Genomic DNA, 21,758 nt, shown 5'->3' on the forward strand with positions numbered 1-21,758 from the left:
TCAATCTAGCCTATGCCGGCGTCGGAGGCATCCAGGCGGCTTGCCCGTCACGTCCGCCCGTGCCACCTGTCGCGGATGCAGGCCGCCGCCCCCGACAGTTCCGCGCCGGACCTTTTGCTGCTGGGGGGCGGTCTGGCCAACGGCCTTCTGGCCCTGCGCCTGTCCCAGGTCCGGCCCGAACTGGACGTGCGGATCGTGGAGGCGGCCGACCGGCTGGGCGGGGTTCACACCTGGTCCTTCTTCGAACCCGATCTGACGCCGAGGCAGCGGGCGTGGATCGCGCCGCTGATCGCCCATAGCTGGCCCGGCTATTCCGTGCGGTTTCCGGCGTTCGAACGGCGTCTGGCGACCGGATATTCCAGCGTGACGGCGGCGCGGTTCGCCCAAGCCGTGGACCGCGCCCTGCCGGGACGGATCCTGACGGGCGTCTCGGTGGCATCGGCCGGGCCGACCGAGGCGGTTCTGGCCGACGGTCGGCGGCTGACGGCCCGGGCGGTGATCGACGGGCGCGGCCCGACCGCCGCGCCGGACCTTGCCCTGGGGTTTCAGAAATTCGTCGGCCTGGAGGTGCGGCTGACCGCGCCCCACGGGCTGAAGGAACCGATCGTCATGGACGCCTGCGTCGATCAGGCGGGGGGCTATCGTTTCCTCTATGTCCTGCCGTTCGACGACCGGACCCTGCTGATCGAGGACACCCGCTACACCGACGGCGACGACCTGGATCACGACCTGTTCCGAACGGGCGTCAGGGACTACGCCGCGCAGCGGGGCTGGGTCATAGAGACGGTTCTGCGCGAGGAGGAGGGGGTGCTGCCGGTCGCCCTGGACGGCGACATCGCCGCCCATCTGAAGCGGCTGGGGCCGACGGCGCTGAGCGGCCTGCGCGCCGGTCTGTTTCATCCGACTACCGGCTATTCCCTGCCGGACGCGGTGCGGCTGGCGGATCATCTGGCGGAGCGTATCGAAGCGGCGCCGGACGGCCCGGCCCTGGCCCAGGTCATCCGTCGCCATGCGCGCGACGTATGGGCGCAAAGAGGCTTTTATCGGCTGCTGAACCGCATGCTGTTTCGGGCCGCGCGGCCGGATCAGAGGTACAGGGTGCTGGAGCGGTTTTACCGCCTGCCCCAGCCGCTGATCGAACGCTTCTATGCGGGGGAGACGACCTTGGGCGACAAGGCGCGGATCCTCAGCGGCAAACCCCCGGTGCCGATCGGCGCCGCCCTGACCTGTCTGGTCGAAAGAGGACGTGCGTAATGCGAGCAGCAGTGATCGGGTCGGGGTTCGGGGGGCTGTCGCTGGCCATCCGCCTGCAGACGGCGGGGATTCAGACCACGGTCTTCGAGGCGCGCGACCTGCCGGGCGGCCGGGCCTATGTCTATAAGGACAAGGGTTACACCTTCGACGCCGGTCCGACCGTCATCACCGATCCTTCGGCGCTGGAGGAGCTGTTCGAGGGCGCGGGGCGCAAGCTGTCGGACTATGTCGAACTGCTGCCGGTGGCGCCCTTCTATCGGCTGTGCTGGGAAGACGGCGACGTCTTCGACTACGTCAACGACCAGGACGAGCTGGACCGCCAGATCGTCGCCCGCAACCCGGCGGACAAGGAGGGGTATCGCAAATTCCTGGCCTATTCCCAGGACCTGCTGAAGGAAGGCTATCTGAAGCTGGGCGCCGTGCCCTTTCTGGACTTCGCCAGCATGGTCAAGGCGGCGCCGGAGTTGATGCGGCTCCAGGCCTGGCGGTCGGTCTATGACAAGGTCGCCGGCTATATTCAGGACGAGCATCTGCGCCAGGCCTTCAGCTTCCACTCCCTGCTGGTGGGCGGAAACCCCTTCGCGACCTCCTCCATCTACGCCCTGATCCATGCGCTGGAGCGGCGCTGGGGCGTCTGGTTCCCGCGCGGCGGCACCGGCGCCCTGATCCACGCCATGGTGCGCCTGTTTCAGGACCTGGGCGGCGAGATCCGGCTGAACAGTCCGGTCGAGCGGATCACCCTGGCGAACGGGCGCGCCGACGGAGTGGTGGTCGGCGGCCAGACCCTGGCCTTCGACATGGTGGCCTCCAACGCCGACGTGGTCCACACCTATCAACGCCTGCTGGGCCAGGAGCCGCGCGGCCGCAAGGAGGGGGCGCGTCTGGCCGCCAAGCGGCATTCCATGTCGCTGTTCGTCATCTATTTCGGCCTGAAGCGGGTCCACCCGGAGGTGCGCCACCACACGGTGCTGTTCGGCCCCCGCTACCGCGAGCTGATCGGCGAAATCTTCAAGGGGCCGGACCTGCCGGAGGACTTTTCCCTCTATCTGCACGCCCCGACCCGCACCGATCCGTCCCTGGCGCCCGAGGGATGCGACGCCTTCTATGTGCTGGCGCCGGTGCCGCACCTGGCCTCGGCCGACATCGACTGGGCGGTCGAGGGGCCGCGCTATCGCGACCGGGTCCTGGCCTATCTGGAGCAGCACTACATTCCCGGCCTGACCGCCGATCTGGACACCTGCCGCATCTTCACGCCCGTGGATTTCCGCGACCAGCTGAACGCCCACCAGGGCTCGGCCTTCTCGCTGGAGCCGATCCTGACCCAGAGCGCCTATTTCCGCGTCCATAATCGCGACGACCAGATCCCCAACCTCTATTTCGTCGGCGCCGGCACCCATCCGGGCGCGGGAGTGCCGGGGGTGGTGGGCTCGGCCAAGGCCACCGCCGGCCTGATGATCGAAGACGCGGGGCGGACCGCATGAGCGACGCCGTCCTGGACCACAGCCGCCAGTCGATGGAGCAGGGCTCCAAGAGCTTTGCCGCCGCCGCCCGGCTGTTTCCGGCGGCCATCCGGGACGACGCCTGGATGTTCTACGCCTGGTGCCGCCATTGCGACGACGAGATCGACGGCCAGGTTCTGGGCCATGGGGCGGTCGGCATCGACCCGGTCCTGGCGGGGCGCAAACTGGTCGAACTGCGTGAACGCACGGCCGCCGCCCTGGCCGGAGAGCCGCAGACGGACCCGGTCTTCACCGCCTTTCAGCGCGTCGCCGCCCGCCACGCCATTCCGGCAGAGGAGGCGATGGACCTGTTGCAGGGGTTCGAGATGGACGTGGAGGGCCGCCGCTACGACACCCTGGAGGACACGCTGGACTACGCCTATCACGTCGCCGGCGTGGTCGGGGTGATGATGGCCCGGATCATGGGGGTTCAGGACGCGCCGACCCTGCGCCGCGCCCAGGACCTGGGCCTGGCCTTTCAGCTGACCAACATCGCCCGAGACGTGGTGGAGGACGCCAAGGGCGGGCGGGTCTATCTGCCCGGCCAGTGGCTGGACGAGGCGGGCGTGCCGCGCGATCAGGTCGATCAGCCCCGGCATCGTCAGGCCGTCGCCCATACGGCCCAGCGGCTGGTGGCGGCGGCGGAGCCCTATTACGCCTCGGCGCGCTGGGGCTTGCGCGATCTCAATCCGCGCTCGGCCTGGGCCGTCGCCACGGCGCGGGGCGTCTATCGCGCCATCGGCCGCCACGTCTCGCGCTCGGGCGCCACGGCCTGGGACGGCCGGACCTCGGTCGACAAGGCGGGCAAGCTGGCCCTGGTGGGGCGCGGGGCCCTGATCACCCTGTGGTGCAAGACCCTGGACGCCTGGCGCGAACCGCCGCCGCGCCCGGCCCTGTGGACCCATATCTGACGACGCTCAGCGCCCGGCGCGTCTCTGCTCCATCATCACGGCCAGGGCGAGCCCGGCCAGACCCACGCCGCCCAGGGCGACCCAGCCGGTCAGGACCCCGGCGCTGAATTCGCCGCGCCAGATCAGGGCCTGATAGGTTTCGACGGCCCAGGCGTGGGGGGTGATCCAGCCCAGGGCGCGGAAGGCTTCGGGCATCAGGAAGCGCGGCGCCATCGACCCGCCCAGGGCCGCCAGCAGCAGGGCGACGAAGGTGGTCAGGGGCTGGGCCTGTTCGCGCGACCGGCAGGCCGCCGTCAGGGCCAGGGCCACCCCCGCCGCGCACAGGGCGACCAGGGCGGCGGTCAGGAGCGCCGCCGCCGCCTGCCAAAACGCAAGATCCGGCAGCCGAGGCCAGGCCGCCAGGAAAACGGCCGCCGACTGCATCAGGCCGACCGTCGTCAGCCAGATCGCCCGCCCCGCCAGTATGGGCGCCGTCCCGCCCCGCGCCAGGGCCAGCCGCGCCTGCAGGCCCGAGCGCCGCTCGTCCAACCCGCCCATGGCGCCGTGCATGGCGGCGAAGAAGACGAACATCACGCTGACCGCCCCGGCGTAATAGGCGGCCTGGACGTCGCCCTGCGGCCCGACCTGGCGGATCGAAACCGCGCGCGACGGGGGCGCGGGCCGACCGGCCAGGGCCGCCGCCGCCGGGACCAGCCGCGCCTGAAGCGCCGCCGCCGCCACGTCTCGGCCCGCGGCCGACACCACCGTCACCTGGGGCGCGCCTGCCTCGTCGCGGGCGATCAGAACGCCGGCGTCGGCGCGGCCGTCGATCACGGCCCGCTCCACCGCCTGGGCGTCGTCCAGACGGCGAAGGCGCGGCCCCAGATCCTGCGACAGGGCCTCGCCGACGGCGGCCGTGGCCGGGGTGCGCGCCGCATCGTGCAGGGCCACGCTGGCGTCGATGTCGCCACGCGCCCCCGCGCCGAAGACGGCGGCGAACAGCAGATAGACCAGGGGCGGCAAAACCAGGGTCAGGGCCATGCCCGACCGGTCCCGCCAGAAGCCGCGCGCCCAGGCGCCCGCCACCGCCATCATGACAAGGCGTCCGACAGATGGGCGACCAGGTCGTCCAGGCCGGGACGACGCACGGCCACCTCGCCCCCCTCGGCGTCCGCCTCGGGCGAAACCCTCTGGGCCGCGCCCAGGGCGTCCTCGCACAGCAGCCGCCATTCCAGCCCGTCCTTGGAGGGCGCCAGACCCGACTGGGCGAACCGGCTCGCGGCCAGGCGCGAGGCGGGCCGCGGCAGTTTGACGACCAGCAGCCGCGCCAGGCCGAAGGCCTGACGCAGCAGGGCCTTGGGCGGTCCTTCCGCCAGCAGCCGGCCCTGGGCCAGGACGCCGATCCGATCGGCCGTCTCGGAGACGAAGGCCTCGTCGTGGCTGATCAGCAGACAGCCCGCGCCCGCCTTGACCGTCTCGCGCAGGGCGGACGACAGGACGACGCGGGCGGCGGCGTCCACCCCTTCGGTCGGTTCGTCGGCGATCAGCAGGCGCGGGCGCCCGACCAGGGCGGCGCTGAGGTTGGCGCGCCGACGCCATCCGCCCGACAGGGAATGAACCGGCTGATCCGCCCTGGGGCCGCATCCGGTCAGGGCCAGGGCCCGCTCCACAGCCGCAGGGCGGTCGGGACGCGGAACCCCGCACAGGGCCGCGACCGTCGCGACGTTCTCGCGCGGCGTCAGGGCGGGAAAGAGGGCGCAGTCCTGAGGCGCCAGGCCGATGCGCCCGCGTTTCGGCGCGCCCTCGCCGGCCGTCGCCCGTCCGCACCGGACGGGGATCAGGCCGCAGGCCACCCGCGCCGCCGTGGACTTGCCCGCCCCGTTCGGACCCAGCAGGGCGTAAACCTCTCCGGCCGCGACAGTCAGGTTGAAATCGCGCAGCACCGGCCCTTCGCCGTAGCCCGCCTCGACGTCCTTCAGAACCAGCGCCGGCGCGACGCTAGCGTCCAAGTTCGGCCTGCCGGAAGAGATGAAGGACATAGGTCGTCAGGGGGCTGTCGTGCCCGACCGCCTCGGCCGCCCGGGCCAGGGACTGGCGCACCCCGGCGCGGACCCGGCCTTCGCCCCACAGGTCCACGAAGGTGGTCACGCCCTGATCCTGACCCACGTCCTTGCCCAGGGCCTCGCTCGTCGAACAGGCGTCCATCAGGTCGTCGCAAAGCTGGAAGGCGAAGCCGACCGCCTCGCCGAAGGCGGCGAGACGCGCCAGGTCGTCCGCATCGCCGCCGCCCATCCGGCCGCCGCCCCGCGCGGCCGCGACGAACAGGGCGCCGGTCTTCAGATCGTTGATCCGACGCAGGGCGACCACGTCGCGCTGAACGGGATCGTCGCGCAGATCGCGCATCTGGCCCTCGGCCAGGCCGTCGAAGCCGATCGCCTGCGTCAAATCGTCCAGGGCGCCCAGCCGCGCCTCCGACGGCGCCCGGCTTTGCAGAATCAGCCGGGTCGATTGGTTCAAAAGGGCCACGGCCGCCAGCACGGCCGCATCCTCGCCGTGGCGGCGGTGCAGGGTCGGCTGACCGCGCCGCAAGGCCGCATCATCCATACAGGGCAGGTCGTCCAGAACCAGGGAGGCGGCATGGGCCATTTCGACCGCGCAACCGAAATCCAGGGCGTCCTCGGCCCGCCCGCCGACGTGCGCGGCGGCCAACATGGCCACGACCGGCCTGACCCGCTTGCCCGGTCCCAGCAGGGCCTCGCGCGCGGCGAGGGCTAAAAGACCGTCCGATGAGGGCGCCGTCTCGGCCAGCCGGTCCTGCACCAGGCCACGCAGATTCTCGGGCGACTGAGGTTCGGGGTCCGACACGGGCTGGGGCCTTAAGCCGACGATCGCCATACGGGTCTCCTGATGTCCTTCGACAGTCGCGTTGCGACCCTGGGCTGACGCATTATGATCACATACGGCATCACGACTGCGTCGGATGCAACCCGCCAGAGCATGATCGTTTCGGAGGGAACCGCTAGGAGCGTTTGCGATGCCCACCCCCGACGACGCCCTGATCCGACGCAAGGACGAACACATCGACCACGTGCGGGCCGGACGGGGTCTCAGCGGCGCGTCCTCGGGACTGGAGGCGGTGCGTTTCGTCCATGACGCCTTGCCGGACCTGGCCCTGGACCAGATCGACCTGTCCGCCCGTTTCCTGGGGCGGCGGCTGAACCTGCCCTTCCTGATCAGTTCGATGACCGGCGGCCCGTCGCGGGCCGAGGCCATCAATGCGCGGCTGGCCGAGGCGGCCCAGGCCCTGGGCGTGGCCCTGGCGGTCGGCTCCCAGCGCGTCGCCCTGGAGACGGCCGGCGGGTCCGGCGGCTCGGGCTTGGGGCCGGATCTGCGCCGCCTGGCGCCCGACGCCCTGATCCTGGCCAATCTGGGCGCGGTGCAGTTCGCCCTGGGCTATGGGGTGGACGAGGCGCGCCGGGCCATGGAGATGATCGGCGCCGACGCCCTGATCCTGCATCTGAATCCGCTTCAGGAAGGCGTCCAGCCCGAGGGCGACCGCGACTGGCGCGGCGTGGCCCAGGGGATCGAGCGGATCGCCGCCGCCTTTCCGGGCCAGGTGGTGGTCAAGGAGACCGGCGCCGGCCTGTCGGCCGCCGTCGCCCGGCGCCTGGCCGACATGGGCGTCGCGGCCCTGGACGTGGCGGGGGCGGGCGGCACCAACTGGGGCCTGATCGAAGGGGCGCGGGCCACCGGCGGGCGGGCCGAGGCCTTGGCCGCCCCCTTCGCCGACTGGGGGGTGCCGACGGCCCGCAGCCTCCGCGACTGCGCCCAGGCCGCCCCGGACCTGAGGCTGATCGGCTCGGGCGGGATCAAGGACGGTCTGGATGCGGCCCGCGCCGTCCGTCTGGGGGCCGATCTGGTCGGCCAGGCCGCCGGGGTGCTGGAGGCGGCCCTGACCTCGACCCAGGCGGTGGTCGATCATTTCGAGCTGATGGCGGCCCAGCTGCGGCTCGCCTGTTTCTGCACGGGCTCCGCCGATCTGGCGGCCCTCGCTCAGGCGCCGCTGCTGGAAGAGCCCCGCTTCTGAGCCAGTTCGGCCTTCAGCGCCCGCGCCGACCGCACCCATAGAAAGCCGAAGGAGACGCAGCCTTCGCGCGTGCGCACGGCGTGATGCAGACGGTGCGCCTGGATGCGCCGCGTCCAGAAGCCGGACCGCCCCGAAAAGCCCGTCGGGAACCGCCGGTGCACCAGGCCGTCGTGGAAGAAGAAATAGACCATCCCATAGGCCGTGATCCCCAGCCCGACCGGCAGGGCCCAGGGCCACAGGTGCAGACCCACGGCCACCATGACGATGGCCGGGGCGGCGAAGACCACGGCGAACAGGTCGTTCTTCTCCAGGGGGTGATCGTGCGGCTCATGATGGCTGCGGTGCCAGGACCACAGGAAGCCGTGCATCACATAGCGGTGCATGATCCAGGCGAACGCCTCCATGCCCAAAAAGGCGGTCAGGAACAGCGCGATCCACGTCAGCCAGGCCATGGCCCCAGCATAGGCGGTTTGATCCGCCTTCGCCACGACTTGACCGCCGCGGGGATTTGACCGTCTGTGCCCCCATGTTGAGGGACCTGCTCATCACCACCCTGGCGCTGAGCCTGATCATCGGCCTGCGCTATCTGCTGGTCGGCGCGGCGGCCCATGGGCTGCTGTGGGCCGGGGCGGGCCGGGGACGGGCGCTGAACCTGCGGCCGCCGGCGATCAAGCGCATCCGCGCCGAGATCGTCGCCTCCCTGATCGCCTGCCCCATCTACGCCCTGCCGGCGGCCCTGGTGCTGGAGCTGTGGAAACGGGGCGGGACGGCGATCTACAGCGATCCCGACGCCTGGCCCCTGTGGTGGCTGCCGGTCAGTCTGATCGTCTATCTGCTGGCGCACGACGCCTTCTACTACTGGGTGCACAGGGCCCTGCATCACCCGCGCGTCTTCGGCTGGGCCCATGCCGAACACCACCGGTCGCGCGACCCCAGCGCCTTCGCCTCCTTCGCCTTCGACCCGGCCGAGGCTGCGGCCACCGCCTGGTTCCTGCCCGCCCTGGCCCTGATCGTGCCGATCCACTGGGGCGTGGCCCTGACCCTGCTGACGCTGATGTCGCTGACGGCCGTCCTGAACCATGCGGGGCGCGAGGTCTGGCCCGCCGCCTGGCTGGAGCGGGCGCCGCTTCGCTGGCTGATCACCGCCACCCACCACGACGCCCACCACAAGCGGTTCAACGGAAACTACGGCCTCTATTTCCAGTTCTGGGACCGCTGGGCCGGGACTGAGGTTTCGGCCGCCCCCTCGCGACCATCCCCGGTCATCCCTCCAGAGCGGCCCTCAGCGCCTCTTCGGTGATCGGCTTGGTCAGGGCGGCGTGGGCGCCCAGGCCGGTCGCCATCTGCAGTATGGACGACGAGGCCAGACGTCCCCCGCCGCTCATGGCGATGACCCGCAGGGAGTCCCTCAAATGCCGGGTGTCCATGATGAAGTTCAGCCCGTCGCGGTCCGGCATCAGAATGTCCACCAGCACGGCGTCGGGCGACCAGTCCTCGACGATCCGCAACCCTTCGTTGACCGTTGCTGCGGTCAGGACTTGGCAACCCAGCCGTTTCAGCATCTCCTCCAGATGAAGCAGAACCAGCGAATCGTCCTCGATCACGCAGACTTTCACGCCCAACCTCCAGATGCGATCAGGGGGAACTAACGGATGAATCCCATGTTGCGTCAACTCGGAAGACGGCGTTTCCGACTGGCCATCGCCTTGGCGGGCGCGGTCGTGACCCTGCTTCTGGCGGCCACTGGGGTGACGCTGCAACGAGAATTCTCCAGCGCGGACGCTCTGCGCGATGCGGTCGAGCAATCCTATGACACCCGGCTGCAGATTCAGTCCGTCTTCTCATTGGTTCAGGACGCTGAGACCGGCCAACGCGGCTATATCATCACCGGGGACGAGACCTTCCTTGAGCCTTATGATCGCGCCCTCGACCGGCTGGACGCTCAGATGAACAAGCTTGCGGGTCTTTCGGCTAAGGACCCGCCACAGGCCGAGAACCAGCGTCTTCTGTCGGAACGGGTCCGGCAGAAGCGGCTGGAGATGCAGCGGACCATCGCGCTGCGCGAATCCGGCCAGGCGTCCGCCGCCATCAGCCTCGTGATCAGCGGGCGAGGCAAGCTGACAATGGATGATATCCGCCAGATCGTGGATCGGATGACGCAGCGTGAGGCCGACCTGCTGTCGGCTCTGTCGGCCGACGCGCGCGAACGGACCCGGCATACCGAATTCCTGGTGGCCCTGATGTTCAAGGTTCTGGTCTTGACCGCCTTGGGGACCGCCTTCCTGGTCTGGCGCTATCTGGCCACCCGCAGCGCCCTGCTGGAGCGGCTGGAGGCCGCCGCCGCCCGCCACAGCGCCACCCTGGACAGCGCCTTCGACGCCATCGTGACCCTGAACCCCAGCGGCAGCATCGAGACGCTGAATCCGGCGGCGGAACGGCTGTTCGGCTGGTCGGCGCCGGAGGTCGAGCGCCGCGACGTCGGCCTTCTGGTCGATGATCTGGCCGAAAACGGAGAGGGCGCCTTTCTGGACCGGCTGGACGCCAGCCACGGCGATCTGGAGCAGGGGCTTCTGCTCGAACTGACCGGCAAGCGCCGGGACGGGACGCGCTTCCCGGTCGACGTCGCTCTTGCGGCCATGGACCTGCCGACGGGCCGCCATGTGGTGGCGGTGATCCGCGACGCCACCGAACGCCGCCGCATCGCCGAGATGAAGGACGCCTTCGTCTCGACCGTCAGCCACGAACTGCGCACCCCCCTGACCTCCATCGCCGGCTCCCTGGGCCTGGTCGCGGCCGGGGCGGGCGGACGCTTGCCGGAAAAGGCGGCCCGACTGATCGACATCGCCCACGCCAACAGCCGCCGTCTGGTGCGGCTGATCAACGACATCCTGGATGTGGAGAAGCTGGAGGCCGGGCAGCTGAAGATGACCCTGGCCCCGCTGGACCTGCGCGACGTCGCCGCCCGAGCGGTCGAGGGGATCCAGGGCTACGCCGATCAGCTGGGCGTGGGCGTCAGCCTGAACGACGGCCCGCCGGCGCCGGTGCGGGGCGACGGCGATCGGCTGATCCAGGTGGCGACCAATCTTCTGTCAAACGCGGTCAAGTTCTCGCCGTCCGGCGGCGAGGTCCGGGTGACGGTCAATCCCGAGACCCGGATCGCCCGGCTCAGCGTATCCGACCGCGGCCCCGGCATAGCCGACGAGTTCCGCTCGCGCATCTTCGGCAAGTTCGCCCAGGCGGATTCGACCGATGCGCGTGAAAAGGGCGGCACGGGCCTGGGCCTGGCCATCGCCAAGGAGATCGCCGAACGCCACGGCGGGCGGCTGTGGTTCGAATCCGCCGAGGGCGAGGGGGCGACCTTCCATCTGGACCTGCCGCTGGACCAGGCCGATGCGGCGCATGACGAGGAGGCGGTGCGGCTGCTGATCTGTGAAGACGATCCGGACGCCGCGCGCATCCTGGTCGAGATGCTGTCCTATGAAGGGTTCAAGGCCGATGTGGCCGACACGGCGCGCGAGGCGCTGACCCTGGCCCGCCGCGCGCCCTACGCCGCCGCCCTCATCGACCTTCAACTGCCCGACGCCGACGGGGTCAGCCTGATCCGGCAGCTGAAGGCCGATGAGGCGACGCGCGCCATGCCGGTGGTGGTCGTCTCCGGCGACGTGGCCCGGGGCCGGGTGCGCGGCCGCTCGCTGGAGGTGGCCGACTGGGTCGAAAAGCCGGTCGATCAGGACCGGCTGCGCCAGGCCGTCCGCGCCCTGTTCAGCGCCGACGACAAGCCGGTGGTTCTGCACGTCGACGACGACCGCGACATTCTGGAGGTGACGCGCCAGGCCCTGGATACGGTCGAGGTCGTGCCGGTCGAGAGCCTGGCCGCGGCGCGCGAGGCCCTGGCGCGGCGGCGACCGGACCTGGTGATTCTGGACCTGGGCCTGCCCGACGGCAACGGCCTGGACCTCTTGCCGCTGTTGACCGAGGAGGACGGCCGCACCATTCCCGTCATCATCTATTCGGCTCAGGACATGGACAGAGAGGCCGCCCCGGCCGTTCAGGCGGTCCTGATCAAGTCCCGCATGTCCCTGACCCAGCTGGCGCGGACCGTGCGCCGCCTGGCCCCCCGCGCCCGAGGTGTTGCATGACCGCTCTCCACATCCTGCACGTCGAGGATGACAAGGACATTCGCGACGTGACCGCCTTCGCCCTGACGCTGGACCCCCAGGTTACGGTGACCTCGGTGGCCTCGGGCGAGGCGGCCCTGGCCGCGCTGGACGGCGGGCTTCGTCCCGACGTCGTCCTGATGGATGTGATGATGCCCGTTCTGGACGGTCCCGCCGCCCTGGCGCGCATCCGCGAACGGGCGGGACATGAGACGACGCCGGTCATCTTCATGACCGCCCGGGCTCAGTCGAGCGAGATCAGCCGTTATCGCGCCCTGGGCGCCCTGGACGTCATCGTCAAACCCTTCGACCCCATGACCCTGGTGGAGGAGATTCGGACGATTCTGGCCCAGGCCGGGTGAGGGGGCCGTGACGGCGGACATGGCCGATCTGCGGACCCGGTTCCTAGACCGGTGCGTCGGCGATCTGGCGCGGATCGACCGTCACGTCGCGCTGGGCGCCTGGGACGCCGATGAATTGCGCCGCCTGGTCCACAGCCTCGCCGGCGCCGGCGCCGTCTTCGGCTTCCCAGCGATCAGCGAAGCGGCCGGCGACTGCGACGACGCCTTCGCCCAGGACCGCACGCCCGACCCCGCCCTGATCGAAACCTTGGCCCAGGCCATCCGCGACGCCCTGGCGCGGCGGCCGGGCTGAGCCGCCGCCGCGGCTGGGGTTCACCCCGCTCCGTTCAGGGCCTCGAACACGGCCTGATAGCCGTCAGCCTCGGCGAAGCGCAGCGGCTTGACCCGTTCGACCAGGATTTCGCCGCGCGGCGTTTCGCCCCGTTCGATCAGGTCCATCACCTCGGCGGTATAGTCGGCCAGGGGCATGGAGGCGGGGTTCTGGGCATGGCCGGGCATCAGGTCGGTGGCCACGCCGGGCGGCGCCAGCTCCAGCACTTCCACCGCCGTGTCGCGCAGCTGATGGCGCAGGGACTGGGTCCAGGAGTGGAGGGCCGCCTTGGTGGCGTTATAGGTCGGGGTGGCCGTCAGGGGGATGAAGGCCAGGCCGGAGGTGACGGTCATGACCGTGGCCCGGGGCTGGGCCGTCAGATGGGGCAGGAGGGCCGCCGTCAGCCGGATCGGTCCCAGGAGGTTGGTGGCGATGGTCGCCTCCACCGTCGCCAGGTCGAACGGTTCGGCCTTCAAATCCTCGGTCTTCATGATCCCGGCGTTCAATATGACCGCGTTCAGGGCGGGGTGGTCCTTGACCACCTGTTCGCCGAAGGCGGCGACGGCTGTGGGATCGGCGACGTCCAGCGTCGCCCAGGCCATGCCGGGATTGGCGGCGGCGGCGTCTTTCAGCACGTCCGCGCGGCGACCCGTGATGACGATCTGATTGCCGCGCGCATGCAGGGCCTCGGCCAGGGCGCGGCCGATGCCCGTGCCGCCGCCGGTGATCAGTATGGTGTTTCCGCTGATGTTCATGGGGCTCTCCTTCAGGGGATGCGTCAGTGCGGAAACTCAGTTATGACGGTCGCTCTCCACTGGAAAGTAGGCACCGAAACCCGCCATACTTACCCGCAGGAAAGAAATGGACATGACGGCCTATCCGCCCGCAAGAATTTCGCATCCTGAAACCGGCGAGGTCGCCGATCCGCGCGTCGAGGCCCTGGTCAATGAGGTGATCGGGCGTGTGGCGGACAAATGGACCATGCTGATCCTGGAGGTCCTGGCCGAACACGGCGAGACCCGGTTCACTCGCGTGGGCGAACTGGTGGGCGGCATCAGCCAGAAGATGCTGACCCAGACCCTGCGCCAGATGGAGCGCGACGGCCTGGTGGTGCGCACGGTCCATCCGGTCATCCCGCCCAAGGTCGAATACCGCCTGACCGACCTGGGCTTCACCCTGGCCGAGGCCTTCTGCGGCGTCTGGACCTGGGCCGAGGCCAATATCGACCGCATCGAAGCCGCGCGGGCGGCCTTCGACGCGAGGAAGTGAAGAGGGGCCGATCCGCCCGATGACGTCGCCGTCTGGGCCGGATCAGGCGGCGGCGTAATCGCGGAAGTCGGGCTGCACCGCTTTGACCCTGAGTTCGGCCAGCTCCTCCAGCCGCTTTTCATCGGCAGGCTCGACCTTCTGTCCGGCGACCTCCGCATAGGTCACCTTTGCGGACAGGATGCGATATTCCCGCTCGAGCGTTTCGTCGTCTTGCACTTTCGCCTCCTAGAGAGGGGCATGGGATCAGGTCTGACAATGGCCGATCCCAGCCCAATTTTCAATCGGCCGCTGCGGGTTTGCCGCGGGTGCGGCCGGGCGGCGCAGGGGCGTTCAGCCCGGCGAGCAGGGCCGCGATCCGAGCGATGTCGCGGACGACATCCACGTTCTGGAGCCCTGGACCGCTGCGATCAAACACGCCCGGCCGATTGCTTGTGGCCGTCACCACGCCCCAGACCTCGTTGTTGTGCCGGATCAGGATCGGGATGGACGCAACCGACCTGTAAAGTTCCTCACGCCGGGGATCGCGGTCCGGGACGGGATATTCGGAGAGGATGTAGTCTTGGGCCGTGTCGGGCAGGATGACCTCGCCGTCTGGATTGGCCTCGGCCTTGTGCCAGGCGGCGCCGGTGAAACCCTTGCCCTTTCGCCAACTGCGCCCCCCGGTCCGGGCAAGCTCGGGATCGGTCCACTCCGCCGCGATGCGCACCATCTGATCGCCTTCGCGTCGGAAGATGGAGACGGTGAAGACGTCGGCGGCCTTATAGTCGACGGCGCTGCGGATGGAGGTGATGGATCGCCTCAGCAGGGTCGCGGCGGTCGCCTTCTTCGCCGCCTCGTCCGAGGACAGAAGCCCGGCCTCGACGGCCTGCAGCATCTGTTCGATGGCTTGCAGCCGTTTCCGCCGTCGCTCGTCCAGGGCGGTGGCGCCGTCCTCGACCTTCCGACGGTCCGCCGCAATCTCCCGGCCCAGCTTGATCGCCTGCTCGGCCGCGTCCTCCGTCGATTTGAACTGGGCGCCGATCTCGATCTTCTTGAAATCCATGGCGCCTACCAGCGCCGCGCTGACGAAGGCCAGAATGACACCGGCGATCAGGGCGACCAGACCGGGCGTGCCGGTCGGATCCAGTCGCGACAGGGCCACGATCAAGGCGCCCAGGGCGCCGAGGCCGATCAGCCAAGGCCGATACCGCTCAAGATGCAGCACCCGGTCAGAATATTTGGTCAGGACGTCGCGGGCGTCGCCGCGAAGCTGCGTTTCAAACTTGTCGAAATCGTCCATCCGCATCCTCCCCGGCCGCGCCTGCACGCCATGGATCACCCTAGCCGGAAACAGGATGGGAGACGACTTTAAAGGGGGCTGGGAACAGGTCTCGGTTGCGCTTCCGCCCCCTACCCTTGCACCTTCTCCGTCAGGAAATGCCGGCCCTGGCGGTCTTCGATTTCGACGATCCACAGGTCGGGGTCGTATTGGCGCTGGCGGGCGATATAGGCGTCCAGTTCGGCCTCGCTGTCCGAGGTCACGGGCTGGATCCACAGCCGCTCGCCGTCGGGGCCGAAGGCTTCGGCATAGAGGCGGGCCGTGCGGGTCGAGGTGTCATAGGCCTTGACGATCACGGCGCCGGCGCGGGGGTCGCCCTTGTTCACCACGACGGCGTGGGCGCCTTCGATCTCGGCGCGGCGGATCAGGGCGCCGACCCACAGGTCGCTGGACAGAAGCAATTCGCTAACCCTGTAAGGAAACCAGACTCAAAGGCCCGGCCGCTAGGCTCGGCCCATGATCTTACGGCCTTATCCCCGGCGAACCCAAGTCCCTATCGGCGCGGCCCTGATCGGCGCGGCCGTGGTCGGGGCGGTGATCGCGGGCGATCCGGTCGCGGCCCAGGCCGCGTCTGGGGCGGCTTCGGGGGCGGCCGACCGCTTCTATGAGCGCAGCTTCGTCCTGGCCGCCAATGAGCGGTGCGGCCTGTTTCAGCCCCAGTTGACGGCGGCCCTGAACGCCTCGACCTGGCAGGCGCGGGGCGCGGCCCTGCGGGCCGGCGCCGATCCGCGTCAACTGTCCGAAACCGCCGCCCGCGCCCGCGCCCGGGCGGCCGCCGCCGCCTGCGATTCCGCCGACATGAAGACGGTCAGCGGTCGGGTGAAGACCGCCTTCGCCGGCTGGTCGCGCACGGCGCGAATGAACTTTCCCGGCGACCGGGCGGGCTGGAGCGCCGACCGCGCCGCCTACAGCCGGCCGACCTGGCGGCTGATGCAGGGAACCGCCGTCGGCGCCTCGCCGGTGCGGTTCGGCCTGGTCGGGGCGATGGATCGGGCGGATCAATTGACGGCGGTGGTCTCCTGGCAGGGGCGGTCGCGACCGACCGGGGTGCGGCTGGTCATGCGCGACACGACGGTGGCGCCCCGACCCTGGCTGGCGCGCGAACTACCGCCTGCGGCCCAGCGCCGGGTCTTCTGGGCCTCGGGCGTGACGACGGCCGATCCCGGCCTGCTGGTCCAGGGACGCACGGCGGGTCAGGCCTGGCGCTTCCCCCTGGCGGCGGCCGACGCCCTGTCCGGCCTGGATCCGCGAGAGGTCTTTACGGTGGAGTTCGTCTTCCGCGACGGCAGCGTGGCGCGCACGGTCTTCGAGGCGGGCGACTTCGCCGCCGGCCGCGCCTTCCTGGCCATGGGCCAAACCTAGGATCTGGATCGTCTCACGCCTCGACGGCGGCGCCCGGCGTTTCGTCGGCTTCGATGGCGGGCGACAGGGTTGCGACCGGCAGGCGCACCATGGCCGCCACGCCCTCGCCCAGGGTGCTGTCGATCGTCAGCCGACCGCCGTGCAGTTCCGCCAGGGACCTTACCAGCGACAGGCCGAGCCCCGTCCCTTGCGCCTTCTGATCGGCGCCGCCGGCCTGTTCGAACGGGCGGCCCAGCCTTTGCAGATCCTCGGGCGCGATCCCCACGCCGGTGTCGGACACCACCAGCTCCAGATAGGGGCCGATCCCGTCCAGCGTCAGGGTCACGGACCCGCCCGCCGGGGTGAATTTCACCGCATTGGACAACAGGTTCAGCGCCATCTGCTTCAGGGCGCGGGCGTCGGCCTCGACCTCCAGCGGATGGGGCGGCAGGACGGGGGCCAGATGCACCCCTTTTTCGTCGGCCTGGGGCCGGATCAGGGCCACGGCGGCCGAAACGGGATCGCGGGCGTCGAACAGGTCCAGGGCCAGTTCGTACCGCTCGGCCTCGATCTTGGACAGGTCCAGAACGTCGTTGATCAGGTCCAGCAGATGGCCGCCCGCCTGATGGATGGACTCGGCGTAGTCGGCGTATCGGTCGGGCAGGGGGCCGAACAGGCGCTGGCGCATGATGTCGGCGAAGCCGATCACGGCGTTCAGCGGGGTGCGCAGCTCATGGCTCATATTGGCCAGGAAGCGAGTCTTGCCCGCGCTCTGGGCCTCAGCCTCGACCCGGGCGCTTTCCAGCCCCAGCTCGCGGGCGAACTGGGCCGTGCCGTCGAAGGCCTGGGCGATCAGGCGCGGCGCCCCCGCCACCGCCCCCGTCTCGCCGTCGTACCGGCGCAGGATCAGCACCACCCGGCGGTCCAGGGCGATCCGGGGGCTGAACATCACCTCGGCCGGCTGGCCCTGGGCGGCGCGTTGCAGGGCGCCGGCGACGCCGGGGCGGTCGGGGGCGTGGACGGCGGCGATCAGCCCCTGGTCCATCAGGGCCGGGACCGAGACGGACGGCGGGGGCGCGCCCCAGGCGGCCAGGGCGCGGCCGGTCGGCTCCAGCAGCAGGGTCAGGCCCGGCTGGGCGTTCAGCACGGCCTGGACCAGGGCGCCGTCCTGTTCGGCGCGGGTCAGACGGGCCATGCGGCGGTGGCTCGACAGACGGGCCGCCCCGGCCAGGGCCAGAACCGCCAACAGGCCCGACGCCGCCGCCAGGACCGGCGGCTGGGCGGTCGATCCGATCAGCAGGGTCGAGATCAGGCCCGAGATCAGCGGCAGGGCCAGGCCCGCCGTGCCCAGCCGGATCAGCCGGTCTTCGCCGATCCTGGGATCGTCAAGCACCAGCCCGGCCGCCAGGGGCAGCAGCAGAAGCCCCGGCGTCGCCCCGGTGGCCCCGCCGGTCAGGCCCGCCGCCGCCACGGTCGCCAGAAGCCAGCCGCCCATCAGGCTGAACCTCAGACCCGCCGTGTCGCGCACCATCAGGGCCACGCCCGCCACGCCCGGCGCGGCCGTCAGCAGCAGGGCCGCCAGGACCGTGGGCTCCAGCCGGGCGAAGCTCTGGGCCGCCAGGGCCGTCAGGGCGACCGCCGCCGCCCACCCCGCGTGCCACAGGGCGGCCGGCGCCGCCGACGGCTGAGCCGCCGACTCCGCTGCGGTCGGGACCGCCAGCCCGGGTTGTGGAGGGTGATTATGCAAGCGCCGTCGCCATTATGGGTCGTCCCCAGACTAAACGGCGCGCCGAGTCGGCGCGAGGCCCCTCCCGTGTCAGGCGATCTGCAACCGCGCGTTCACCATGAATTTCGGGGGACAAACCGGCCGGTTGTCGTTAACGGCCGGGCGGCCTATCTGGCGGCCATGACCGATCGCACGCCGCCCGCCGACAGCCTGGACCAGACCCTGGCCGACCTCGCCGAGGATTTCGACCTCTTGGGCGACTGGGAGCAGCGGATCGAATACGTCATCGAACTGGGCAAGGGGCTGGCGCCCCTGGACGCGGCCGATCGGGTGGAGGCCAACAAGGTGCCGGGCTGCGCCGCCCAGGTCTGGCTGGCGGTTCATCCGGCCGAGGGGCGGCTGTGGTTCGACGCCGACAGCGACAGCGCCCTGTCCAAGGGCAATATCGCCCTTCTGCTGAAACTCTATTCGGGCCGGACCCCGGCCGAGATCCTGGCCTTCGACGCCAAGGCCGCCCTGGACCGGCTGGGCCTGCCCTCGGCCCTGACCCGCCAGCGCGCCAACGGCCTGAACAGCATGGTCGGCCGCATCCGCGAGGCGGCCCTGGAGACGGCCTGACGCTTGCTAAGGTCATAATGCGCCACGCTTTTAGAGTAATGTCGCTTAGTTGACACAAGCGCGGCTTAACGGCGTCATGGGCCGGCTTGCAATCAAGTCCGCCCGGCTGGTCGGTCACCCTCTTCCCCATCGGCCGTCGCGCGTCGGGCCAGGATTTCAGTTCCGAATGTTCGACATCTGGCGGTCCGGATATCTGAGGCGTCCCCTGACCGAGGTCATGGAACGGCCCCCTCGCCCCGACGAGATCGTCTGGCTGCCCGACCGCGGCCCCCACGCCTTTTACGCCGACCCCTTCGGCCTGGAACGCGACGGGGTTCTGACGGTCTTTGTCGAGGCCTTCGACTATCGGGTCCGGCGGGGCGACATCCACTACTGCCAATATGAAGCCGACGACCGGCTGGTGGGGCAGGGGGTGGCCTTGGCCGAGCCCTGGCACCTGTCCTATCCGACCCTGATCGAGGACGGGGGCGAGCTCTATATGCTGCCCGAAGCCTATAAGAGCGGCGGCCTGATCCTTTATCGCTGCCGGCGTTTTCCCGACGACTGGGAGGCGGTGGCGCGGCTGGGCGCGTCGCCGGCCATTGATGCGACGGTGGTGCGCCACGACGGCCGATGGTGGATGTTCCACGCCCTGCCGGGACCGGACGACCGGGCCATGCGCGAACTGCATCTGGCCTGGGCCGAGCGGCTGACCGGGCCCTGGACGCCTCACGCCGGTCGCCCGGTGATGAGCGGCTTTCAGACCTCGCGGCCGGGCGGCTCGGCCTTCGTCCATGACGGCGCCCTGCATCTGCCGGTCCAGGACTGCGCCCCCGCCTATGGGGCGGCGGTCAACCTCTTGCGGATCGACGTCCTGACGCCCCAGAACTTCGCCGCCACGGTGGTGCGGCGGTTCGAACCGGGCGATCTGGCGGCGGGCTTTTCCGACGGGCTGCACACCCTGTCGGGCGCGGGCGGCGTCAGTTTCCTCGACCTCAAGTCGGTGCGCCGCGACCGCGCCGAGCCCTGGCTGAAGACGCAGTACAAGCTGCGCCGCGCCCTGGGGCTGAACGGTTCGCGCCGGACCGGCGTGGACGTCTATCCGGCCCTCTTTTCTCCGCCCTCCGCGTCTCAGAGTTGACCATGCGTGTCGCCGTCGTCCTGCCGCGCGGTTGCGGCTTCCGCCCCGACCGGGCCAATTCGATGGAGACGGTGGTGCGGACCCTGGCGGCCCACGCCCGGTCCCAGTCGGCCGTGACCCTGATCTGCGACGCGGACCAGGCGACCGCCCCCGATCCCCGGCTTCTGACGGTGCCTCCCGGCCTGGGCGGGCGGGCGCGAAACCGGCGGATCAAGGCCCTGTTGGAGACCCTCCAGCCGGATGTGGTCGAATATCACCAGCAGCTGAAGTCGGCCTCGGACCTGGCCGCCGAGGGGCCGCCGGCGACCTATGTCCTTTACCGCCACACCCGGATCAAGCCGCCCCGCCATCCGCTGGACGCCTGGCGCTACGGACGTCGGCTGGCGCGGTTCGACCGGCTGGTCTTCGTCAGCGAGGCGGCGGGGCAGGAGTTCGCGGCCGACTATCCGGCCCTGGCCGACCGGGTCAGCGTGGTCTGCAATCCGATCGACGTCGGGGCCTGGCGCGCCGACCCGGCCGACAAGGAGAAGCTGATCCTCTTCTGCGGCCGGGCCATGGCGGACAAGGGGCTGGACCTGTTCTGCATCGCCCTGGCCCGAGCCCTGGACGCCCATCCCGACTGGCGCGGGGCCCTGATCCTGGGCGACTGGGAGCGGCACCAGGCCTGGGCCGACCCCTATCTGGGCCTGCTGGACCGGTTCGGCGACCGGGTCGAAATCCTGAAGTCGGCCCCGCTGGAGGCGGTGCGGGCGGTCACGCGGCGGGCGGCGATCGCGGCGACCCCGTCGCGGGTGCGCGAGGCCCTGGGCCTGACCGCTCTGGAGGCCCACGCCGCCGGCTGCGCCCTGGTCTCCTCCGGTCGCGGGGGGCTGCGCGAAGCCAGCGGCGACCACGCCCTCTATGTCGAGGTGGACGGACCCGACCCCCTCGCCGCCGCCCTGGAGCGGCTGATCACGGACCCGGAGACACGGCTGGCCCTGGCCCGGTCCGGCCAAACCTTCGTGGCCGAGGTCCACGCCCCCGAGGCGCGGGCGGCCCAGCTGGATCGGCTGCGCGAAGCCTGGACCGAACAGGCGCGCCGACGGCGGGCGGAGGCGCCGCCGCGCCCGCGCTTCAGCCTGCCGCGTCTGGGCCTGCCGCCGCTCGGCCGGGCTTGAGGGGAGGGGCCGCTCAGCCCTTTCGGATCAGACTGTCATAGACGTGGGTGACCGCCTCGAAGGTCACGCGGGGCGGCCGATCGCCCAGGGGCGCCGGTTCGAACGCCTGGTCGATCAGGCCCGCCCCCAGCGGATCCTCGACCTTGTCGGTGTTCCATCCCAGCAGCAGCCGCCCGCCGGGCCGCAGCACCGCCGCCAGGGCCGCCAGGGCCTGACGCTGCTGTTCGGGATGATCCACGCCGTAGCCCAGCACCCCGTTGCACACCACCGTATCGAAGGTCAGGTCGGCGAACAGGGCGTCGGCCTGACAGACGTCTCCGGTCCGGTGACGGCCCGCCCGGCCCCAGCGGGCGGCGCCGGGGTCGATGTCGGTGGTCCAGACCTCGCCCCCGCCCGCCTCCAGGGCGGCGTAGTCGTCCAGCGTATATTCACGGCACCCGACCCACAGGATGCGCCCGCCCAGGGCCGACAGGGCGGGCACGTAGCTTTCGGCCATCACCCGCCGGTCGGGCAGGGTCCGGATCCGCCGCGCCTTGGCTGAGCGCCTTGCGCCGCCCTGGACGTCGCCTTTGGCGCCCAGCCATGCTCTGATCCGCCGCCCAAGGCCCATCTCGGTCTCCCCATCCCTGTCCGGTGTTATCGGACCGCCG

Annotated in this window: 24 protein-coding genes; 13 read left to right on the forward strand and 11 right to left on the reverse strand. The window is 70.6% G+C overall.

Translation table 11 applies throughout. The features are described from left to right. The first annotated feature begins 75 nt into the window (after positions 1-75). The 3 genes from crtY to ACZ5M6_RS05655 are packed head-to-tail and all read left to right on the forward strand — an operon-like array spanning position 76 to position 3,664. Entirely contained in the window at positions 76-1,254 is a 1,179-nt protein-coding gene (gene crtY / locus ACZ5M6_RS05645) for a lycopene beta-cyclase CrtY (RefSeq protein WP_464159870.1), read from the forward strand. Next, entirely contained in the window at positions 1,254-2,735 is a 1,482-nt protein-coding gene (locus ACZ5M6_RS05650; protein WP_464159871.1) for a phytoene desaturase, read from the forward strand. The genes crtY and ACZ5M6_RS05650 overlap by 1 nt, the downstream gene beginning before the upstream one ends. Next, the gene (locus ACZ5M6_RS05655; RefSeq protein ID WP_464159872.1) at positions 2,732-3,664 is read left to right on the forward strand and encodes a phytoene/squalene synthase family protein; all 933 of its coding nucleotides are present in this window, start codon (positions 2,732-2,734) and stop codon (positions 3,662-3,664) included. The genes ACZ5M6_RS05650 and ACZ5M6_RS05655 overlap by 4 nt, the downstream gene beginning before the upstream one ends. A gap of 6 nt (positions 3,665-3,670) precedes the next feature. Here ACZ5M6_RS05655 and ACZ5M6_RS05660 read toward each other — a convergent pair whose 3' ends face one another. The 3 genes from ACZ5M6_RS05660 to ACZ5M6_RS05670 are packed head-to-tail and all read right to left on the reverse strand — an operon-like array spanning position 3,671 to position 6,538. Further along, positions 3,671-4,738, reverse strand: a complete 1,068-nt coding sequence (locus ACZ5M6_RS05660) for an ABC transporter permease (protein WP_464159873.1) — start codon at positions 4,736-4,738, stop codon at positions 3,671-3,673. Continuing rightward, positions 4,735-5,652, reverse strand: coding sequence for an ABC transporter ATP-binding protein (locus ACZ5M6_RS05665; protein WP_464159874.1), 918 nt, complete (start codon positions 5,650-5,652; stop codon positions 4,735-4,737). Before ACZ5M6_RS05665 ends, ACZ5M6_RS05660 begins: the two co-directional genes overlap by 4 nt. Continuing rightward, entirely contained in the window at positions 5,642-6,538 is an 897-nt protein-coding gene (locus ACZ5M6_RS05670) for a polyprenyl synthetase family protein (RefSeq protein ID WP_054764842.1), read from the reverse strand. The genes ACZ5M6_RS05665 and ACZ5M6_RS05670 overlap by 11 nt, the downstream gene beginning before the upstream one ends. Positions 6,539-6,677: 139 nt before the next feature. On the opposite strand from ACZ5M6_RS05670, the gene fni reads away from it, so the two are divergent. Then, on the forward strand, positions 6,678-7,730 hold the full coding sequence (gene fni, locus ACZ5M6_RS05675) for a type 2 isopentenyl-diphosphate Delta-isomerase (protein ID WP_464159875.1): 1,053 nt from the start codon (positions 6,678-6,680) through the stop codon (positions 7,728-7,730). On the opposite strand, the gene ACZ5M6_RS05680 is transcribed toward fni, so the two are convergent. Next, on the reverse strand, positions 7,697-8,218 hold the full coding sequence (locus tag ACZ5M6_RS05680) for a sterol desaturase family protein (protein WP_227976050.1): 522 nt from the start codon (positions 8,216-8,218) through the stop codon (positions 7,697-7,699). The genes fni and ACZ5M6_RS05680 overlap by 34 nt on opposite strands. 38 nt (positions 8,219-8,256) lie before the next feature. On the opposite strand from ACZ5M6_RS05680, the gene ACZ5M6_RS05685 reads away from it, so the two are divergent. Next, entirely contained in the window at positions 8,257-9,030 is a 774-nt protein-coding gene (locus ACZ5M6_RS05685) for a sterol desaturase family protein (RefSeq protein ID WP_464159876.1), read from the forward strand. On the opposite strand, the gene ACZ5M6_RS05690 is transcribed toward ACZ5M6_RS05685, so the two are convergent. Beyond that, on the reverse strand, positions 8,993-9,346 hold the full coding sequence (locus ACZ5M6_RS05690) for a response regulator (RefSeq protein ID WP_054764846.1): 354 nt from the start codon (positions 9,344-9,346) through the stop codon (positions 8,993-8,995). The two genes, ACZ5M6_RS05685 and ACZ5M6_RS05690, sit on opposite strands and share 38 nt — an antisense overlap. Before the next feature lie 45 nt (positions 9,347-9,391). On the opposite strand from ACZ5M6_RS05690, the gene ACZ5M6_RS05695 reads away from it, so the two are divergent. Genes ACZ5M6_RS05695 through ACZ5M6_RS05705 form a run of 3 tightly spaced genes read left to right on the forward strand, consistent with a single transcriptional unit; the run spans position 9,392 to position 12,541 of the window. Then, entirely contained in the window at positions 9,392-11,869 is a 2,478-nt protein-coding gene (locus ACZ5M6_RS05695; protein WP_182714374.1) for a CHASE3 domain-containing protein, read from the forward strand. Next, the gene (locus ACZ5M6_RS05700; protein WP_054764848.1) at positions 11,866-12,249 is read left to right on the forward strand and encodes a response regulator; all 384 of its coding nucleotides are present in this window, start codon (positions 11,866-11,868) and stop codon (positions 12,247-12,249) included. The genes ACZ5M6_RS05695 and ACZ5M6_RS05700 overlap by 4 nt, the downstream gene beginning before the upstream one ends. A gap of 7 nt (positions 12,250-12,256) precedes the next feature. Further along, complete coding sequence (locus ACZ5M6_RS05705; RefSeq protein ID WP_054764849.1) at positions 12,257-12,541, forward strand: Hpt domain-containing protein; 285 nt, start codon at positions 12,257-12,259, stop codon at positions 12,539-12,541. Positions 12,542-12,561: 20 nt separating this feature from the next. On the opposite strand, the gene ACZ5M6_RS05710 is transcribed toward ACZ5M6_RS05705, so the two are convergent. After that, positions 12,562-13,314, reverse strand: a complete 753-nt coding sequence (locus tag ACZ5M6_RS05710) for an SDR family oxidoreductase (protein WP_182714376.1) — start codon at positions 13,312-13,314, stop codon at positions 12,562-12,564. A 112-nt stretch (positions 13,315-13,426) separates the two neighbouring features. On the opposite strand from ACZ5M6_RS05710, the gene ACZ5M6_RS05715 reads away from it, so the two are divergent. After that, on the forward strand, positions 13,427-13,828 hold the full coding sequence (locus tag ACZ5M6_RS05715; protein WP_224761268.1) for a winged helix-turn-helix transcriptional regulator: 402 nt from the start codon (positions 13,427-13,429) through the stop codon (positions 13,826-13,828). Positions 13,829-13,870: 42 nt separating this feature from the next. Here the strand turns inward: ACZ5M6_RS05715 and ACZ5M6_RS05720 are convergent, their stop codons facing one another. The 3 genes from ACZ5M6_RS05720 to ACZ5M6_RS05730 form a co-directional block, all read right to left on the reverse strand. Then, positions 13,871-14,044, reverse strand: coding sequence for a hypothetical protein (locus ACZ5M6_RS05720; RefSeq protein ID WP_152949596.1), 174 nt, complete (start codon positions 14,042-14,044; stop codon positions 13,871-13,873). Between the two features lie 61 nt (positions 14,045-14,105). Beyond that, on the reverse strand, positions 14,106-15,107 hold the full coding sequence (locus ACZ5M6_RS05725) for a GAF domain-containing protein (RefSeq protein ID WP_054764852.1): 1,002 nt from the start codon (positions 15,105-15,107) through the stop codon (positions 14,106-14,108). Between the two features lie 110 nt (positions 15,108-15,217). After that, positions 15,218-15,547, reverse strand: coding sequence for a DUF1491 family protein (locus ACZ5M6_RS05730; protein WP_183216754.1), 330 nt, complete (start codon positions 15,545-15,547; stop codon positions 15,218-15,220). Positions 15,548-15,602: 55 nt separating this feature from the next. Between ACZ5M6_RS05730 and ACZ5M6_RS05735 the strand changes: the two genes are divergently transcribed. Continuing rightward, the gene (locus tag ACZ5M6_RS05735; protein ID WP_464159877.1) at positions 15,603-16,508 is read left to right on the forward strand and encodes a hypothetical protein; all 906 of its coding nucleotides are present in this window, start codon (positions 15,603-15,605) and stop codon (positions 16,506-16,508) included. 13 nt (positions 16,509-16,521) lie between these two features. Here the strand turns inward: ACZ5M6_RS05735 and ACZ5M6_RS05740 are convergent, their stop codons facing one another. Continuing rightward, complete coding sequence (locus ACZ5M6_RS05740) at positions 16,522-18,234, reverse strand: sensor histidine kinase (RefSeq protein ID WP_464159878.1); 1,713 nt, start codon at positions 18,232-18,234, stop codon at positions 16,522-16,524. A gap of 159 nt (positions 18,235-18,393) precedes the next feature. On the opposite strand from ACZ5M6_RS05740, the gene ACZ5M6_RS05745 reads away from it, so the two are divergent. The 3 genes from ACZ5M6_RS05745 (at position 18,394) to ACZ5M6_RS05755 (ending at position 21,108) form a co-directional block, all read left to right on the forward strand. After that, positions 18,394-18,831: a SufE family protein gene (locus ACZ5M6_RS05745; RefSeq protein ID WP_464159879.1), complete on the forward strand. Its 438-nt coding sequence runs from the start codon at positions 18,394-18,396 to the stop codon at positions 18,829-18,831. A 166-nt stretch (positions 18,832-18,997) separates the two neighbouring features. Then, a complete protein-coding gene (locus ACZ5M6_RS05750) occupies positions 18,998-19,951 on the forward strand; it encodes a glucosamine inositolphosphorylceramide transferase family protein (RefSeq protein ID WP_464159880.1) in 954 nt (317 codons plus the stop codon). Between the two features lie 2 nt (positions 19,952-19,953). Beyond that, on the forward strand, positions 19,954-21,108 hold the full coding sequence (locus ACZ5M6_RS05755; RefSeq protein ID WP_464159881.1) for a glycosyltransferase family 4 protein: 1,155 nt from the start codon (positions 19,954-19,956) through the stop codon (positions 21,106-21,108). 13 nt (positions 21,109-21,121) lie between these two features. Here ACZ5M6_RS05755 and ACZ5M6_RS05760 read toward each other — a convergent pair whose 3' ends face one another. Continuing rightward, complete coding sequence (locus ACZ5M6_RS05760) at positions 21,122-21,718, reverse strand: methyltransferase domain-containing protein (protein WP_082382613.1); 597 nt, start codon at positions 21,716-21,718, stop codon at positions 21,122-21,124. Between the last annotated feature and the right edge of the window lie 40 nt (positions 21,719-21,758).

This window comes from Brevundimonas sp. Br13, assembly GCF_055391505.1.

What these genes read in the sequence shown, in the direction of transcription:
- crtY (WP_464159870.1), top strand. Translation starts at nt 76, where the DNA reads ATGCAGGCCGCCGCCCCCGACAGTTCCGCGCCGGACCTTTTGCTGCTG.
- ACZ5M6_RS05650 (WP_464159871.1), top strand. Translation starts at nt 1,254, where the DNA reads ATGCGAGCAGCAGTGATCGGGTCGGGGTTCGGGGGGCTGTCGCTGGCC.
- ACZ5M6_RS05655 (WP_464159872.1), top strand. Translation starts at nt 2,732, where the DNA reads ATGAGCGACGCCGTCCTGGACCACAGCCGCCAGTCGATGGAGCAGGGC.
- ACZ5M6_RS05660 (WP_464159873.1), bottom strand. Translation starts at nt 4,738, where the DNA reads ATGATGGCGGTGGCGGGCGCCTGGGCGCGCGGCTTCTGGCGGGACCGG.
- ACZ5M6_RS05670 (WP_054764842.1), bottom strand. Translation starts at nt 6,538, where the DNA reads ATGGCGATCGTCGGCTTAAGGCCCCAGCCCGTGTCGGACCCCGAACCT.
- fni (WP_464159875.1), top strand. Translation starts at nt 6,678, where the DNA reads ATGCCCACCCCCGACGACGCCCTGATCCGACGCAAGGACGAACACATC.
- ACZ5M6_RS05685 (WP_464159876.1), top strand. Translation starts at nt 8,257, where the DNA reads ATGTTGAGGGACCTGCTCATCACCACCCTGGCGCTGAGCCTGATCATC.
- ACZ5M6_RS05695 (WP_182714374.1), top strand. Translation starts at nt 9,392, where the DNA reads ATGTTGCGTCAACTCGGAAGACGGCGTTTCCGACTGGCCATCGCCTTG.
- ACZ5M6_RS05700 (WP_054764848.1), top strand. Translation starts at nt 11,866, where the DNA reads ATGACCGCTCTCCACATCCTGCACGTCGAGGATGACAAGGACATTCGC.
- ACZ5M6_RS05710 (WP_182714376.1), bottom strand. Translation starts at nt 13,314, where the DNA reads ATGAACATCAGCGGAAACACCATACTGATCACCGGCGGCGGCACGGGC.
- ACZ5M6_RS05715 (WP_224761268.1), top strand. Translation starts at nt 13,427, where the DNA reads ATGACGGCCTATCCGCCCGCAAGAATTTCGCATCCTGAAACCGGCGAG.
- ACZ5M6_RS05725 (WP_054764852.1), bottom strand. Translation starts at nt 15,107, where the DNA reads ATGGACGATTTCGACAAGTTTGAAACGCAGCTTCGCGGCGACGCCCGC.
- ACZ5M6_RS05735 (WP_464159877.1), top strand. Translation starts at nt 15,603, where the DNA reads ATGATCTTACGGCCTTATCCCCGGCGAACCCAAGTCCCTATCGGCGCG.
- ACZ5M6_RS05745 (WP_464159879.1), top strand. Translation starts at nt 18,394, where the DNA reads ATGACCGATCGCACGCCGCCCGCCGACAGCCTGGACCAGACCCTGGCC.
- ACZ5M6_RS05750 (WP_464159880.1), top strand. Translation starts at nt 18,998, where the DNA reads ATGTTCGACATCTGGCGGTCCGGATATCTGAGGCGTCCCCTGACCGAG.
- ACZ5M6_RS05755 (WP_464159881.1), top strand. Translation starts at nt 19,954, where the DNA reads ATGCGTGTCGCCGTCGTCCTGCCGCGCGGTTGCGGCTTCCGCCCCGAC.
- ACZ5M6_RS05760 (WP_082382613.1), bottom strand. Translation starts at nt 21,718, where the DNA reads ATGGGCCTTGGGCGGCGGATCAGAGCATGGCTGGGCGCCAAAGGCGAC.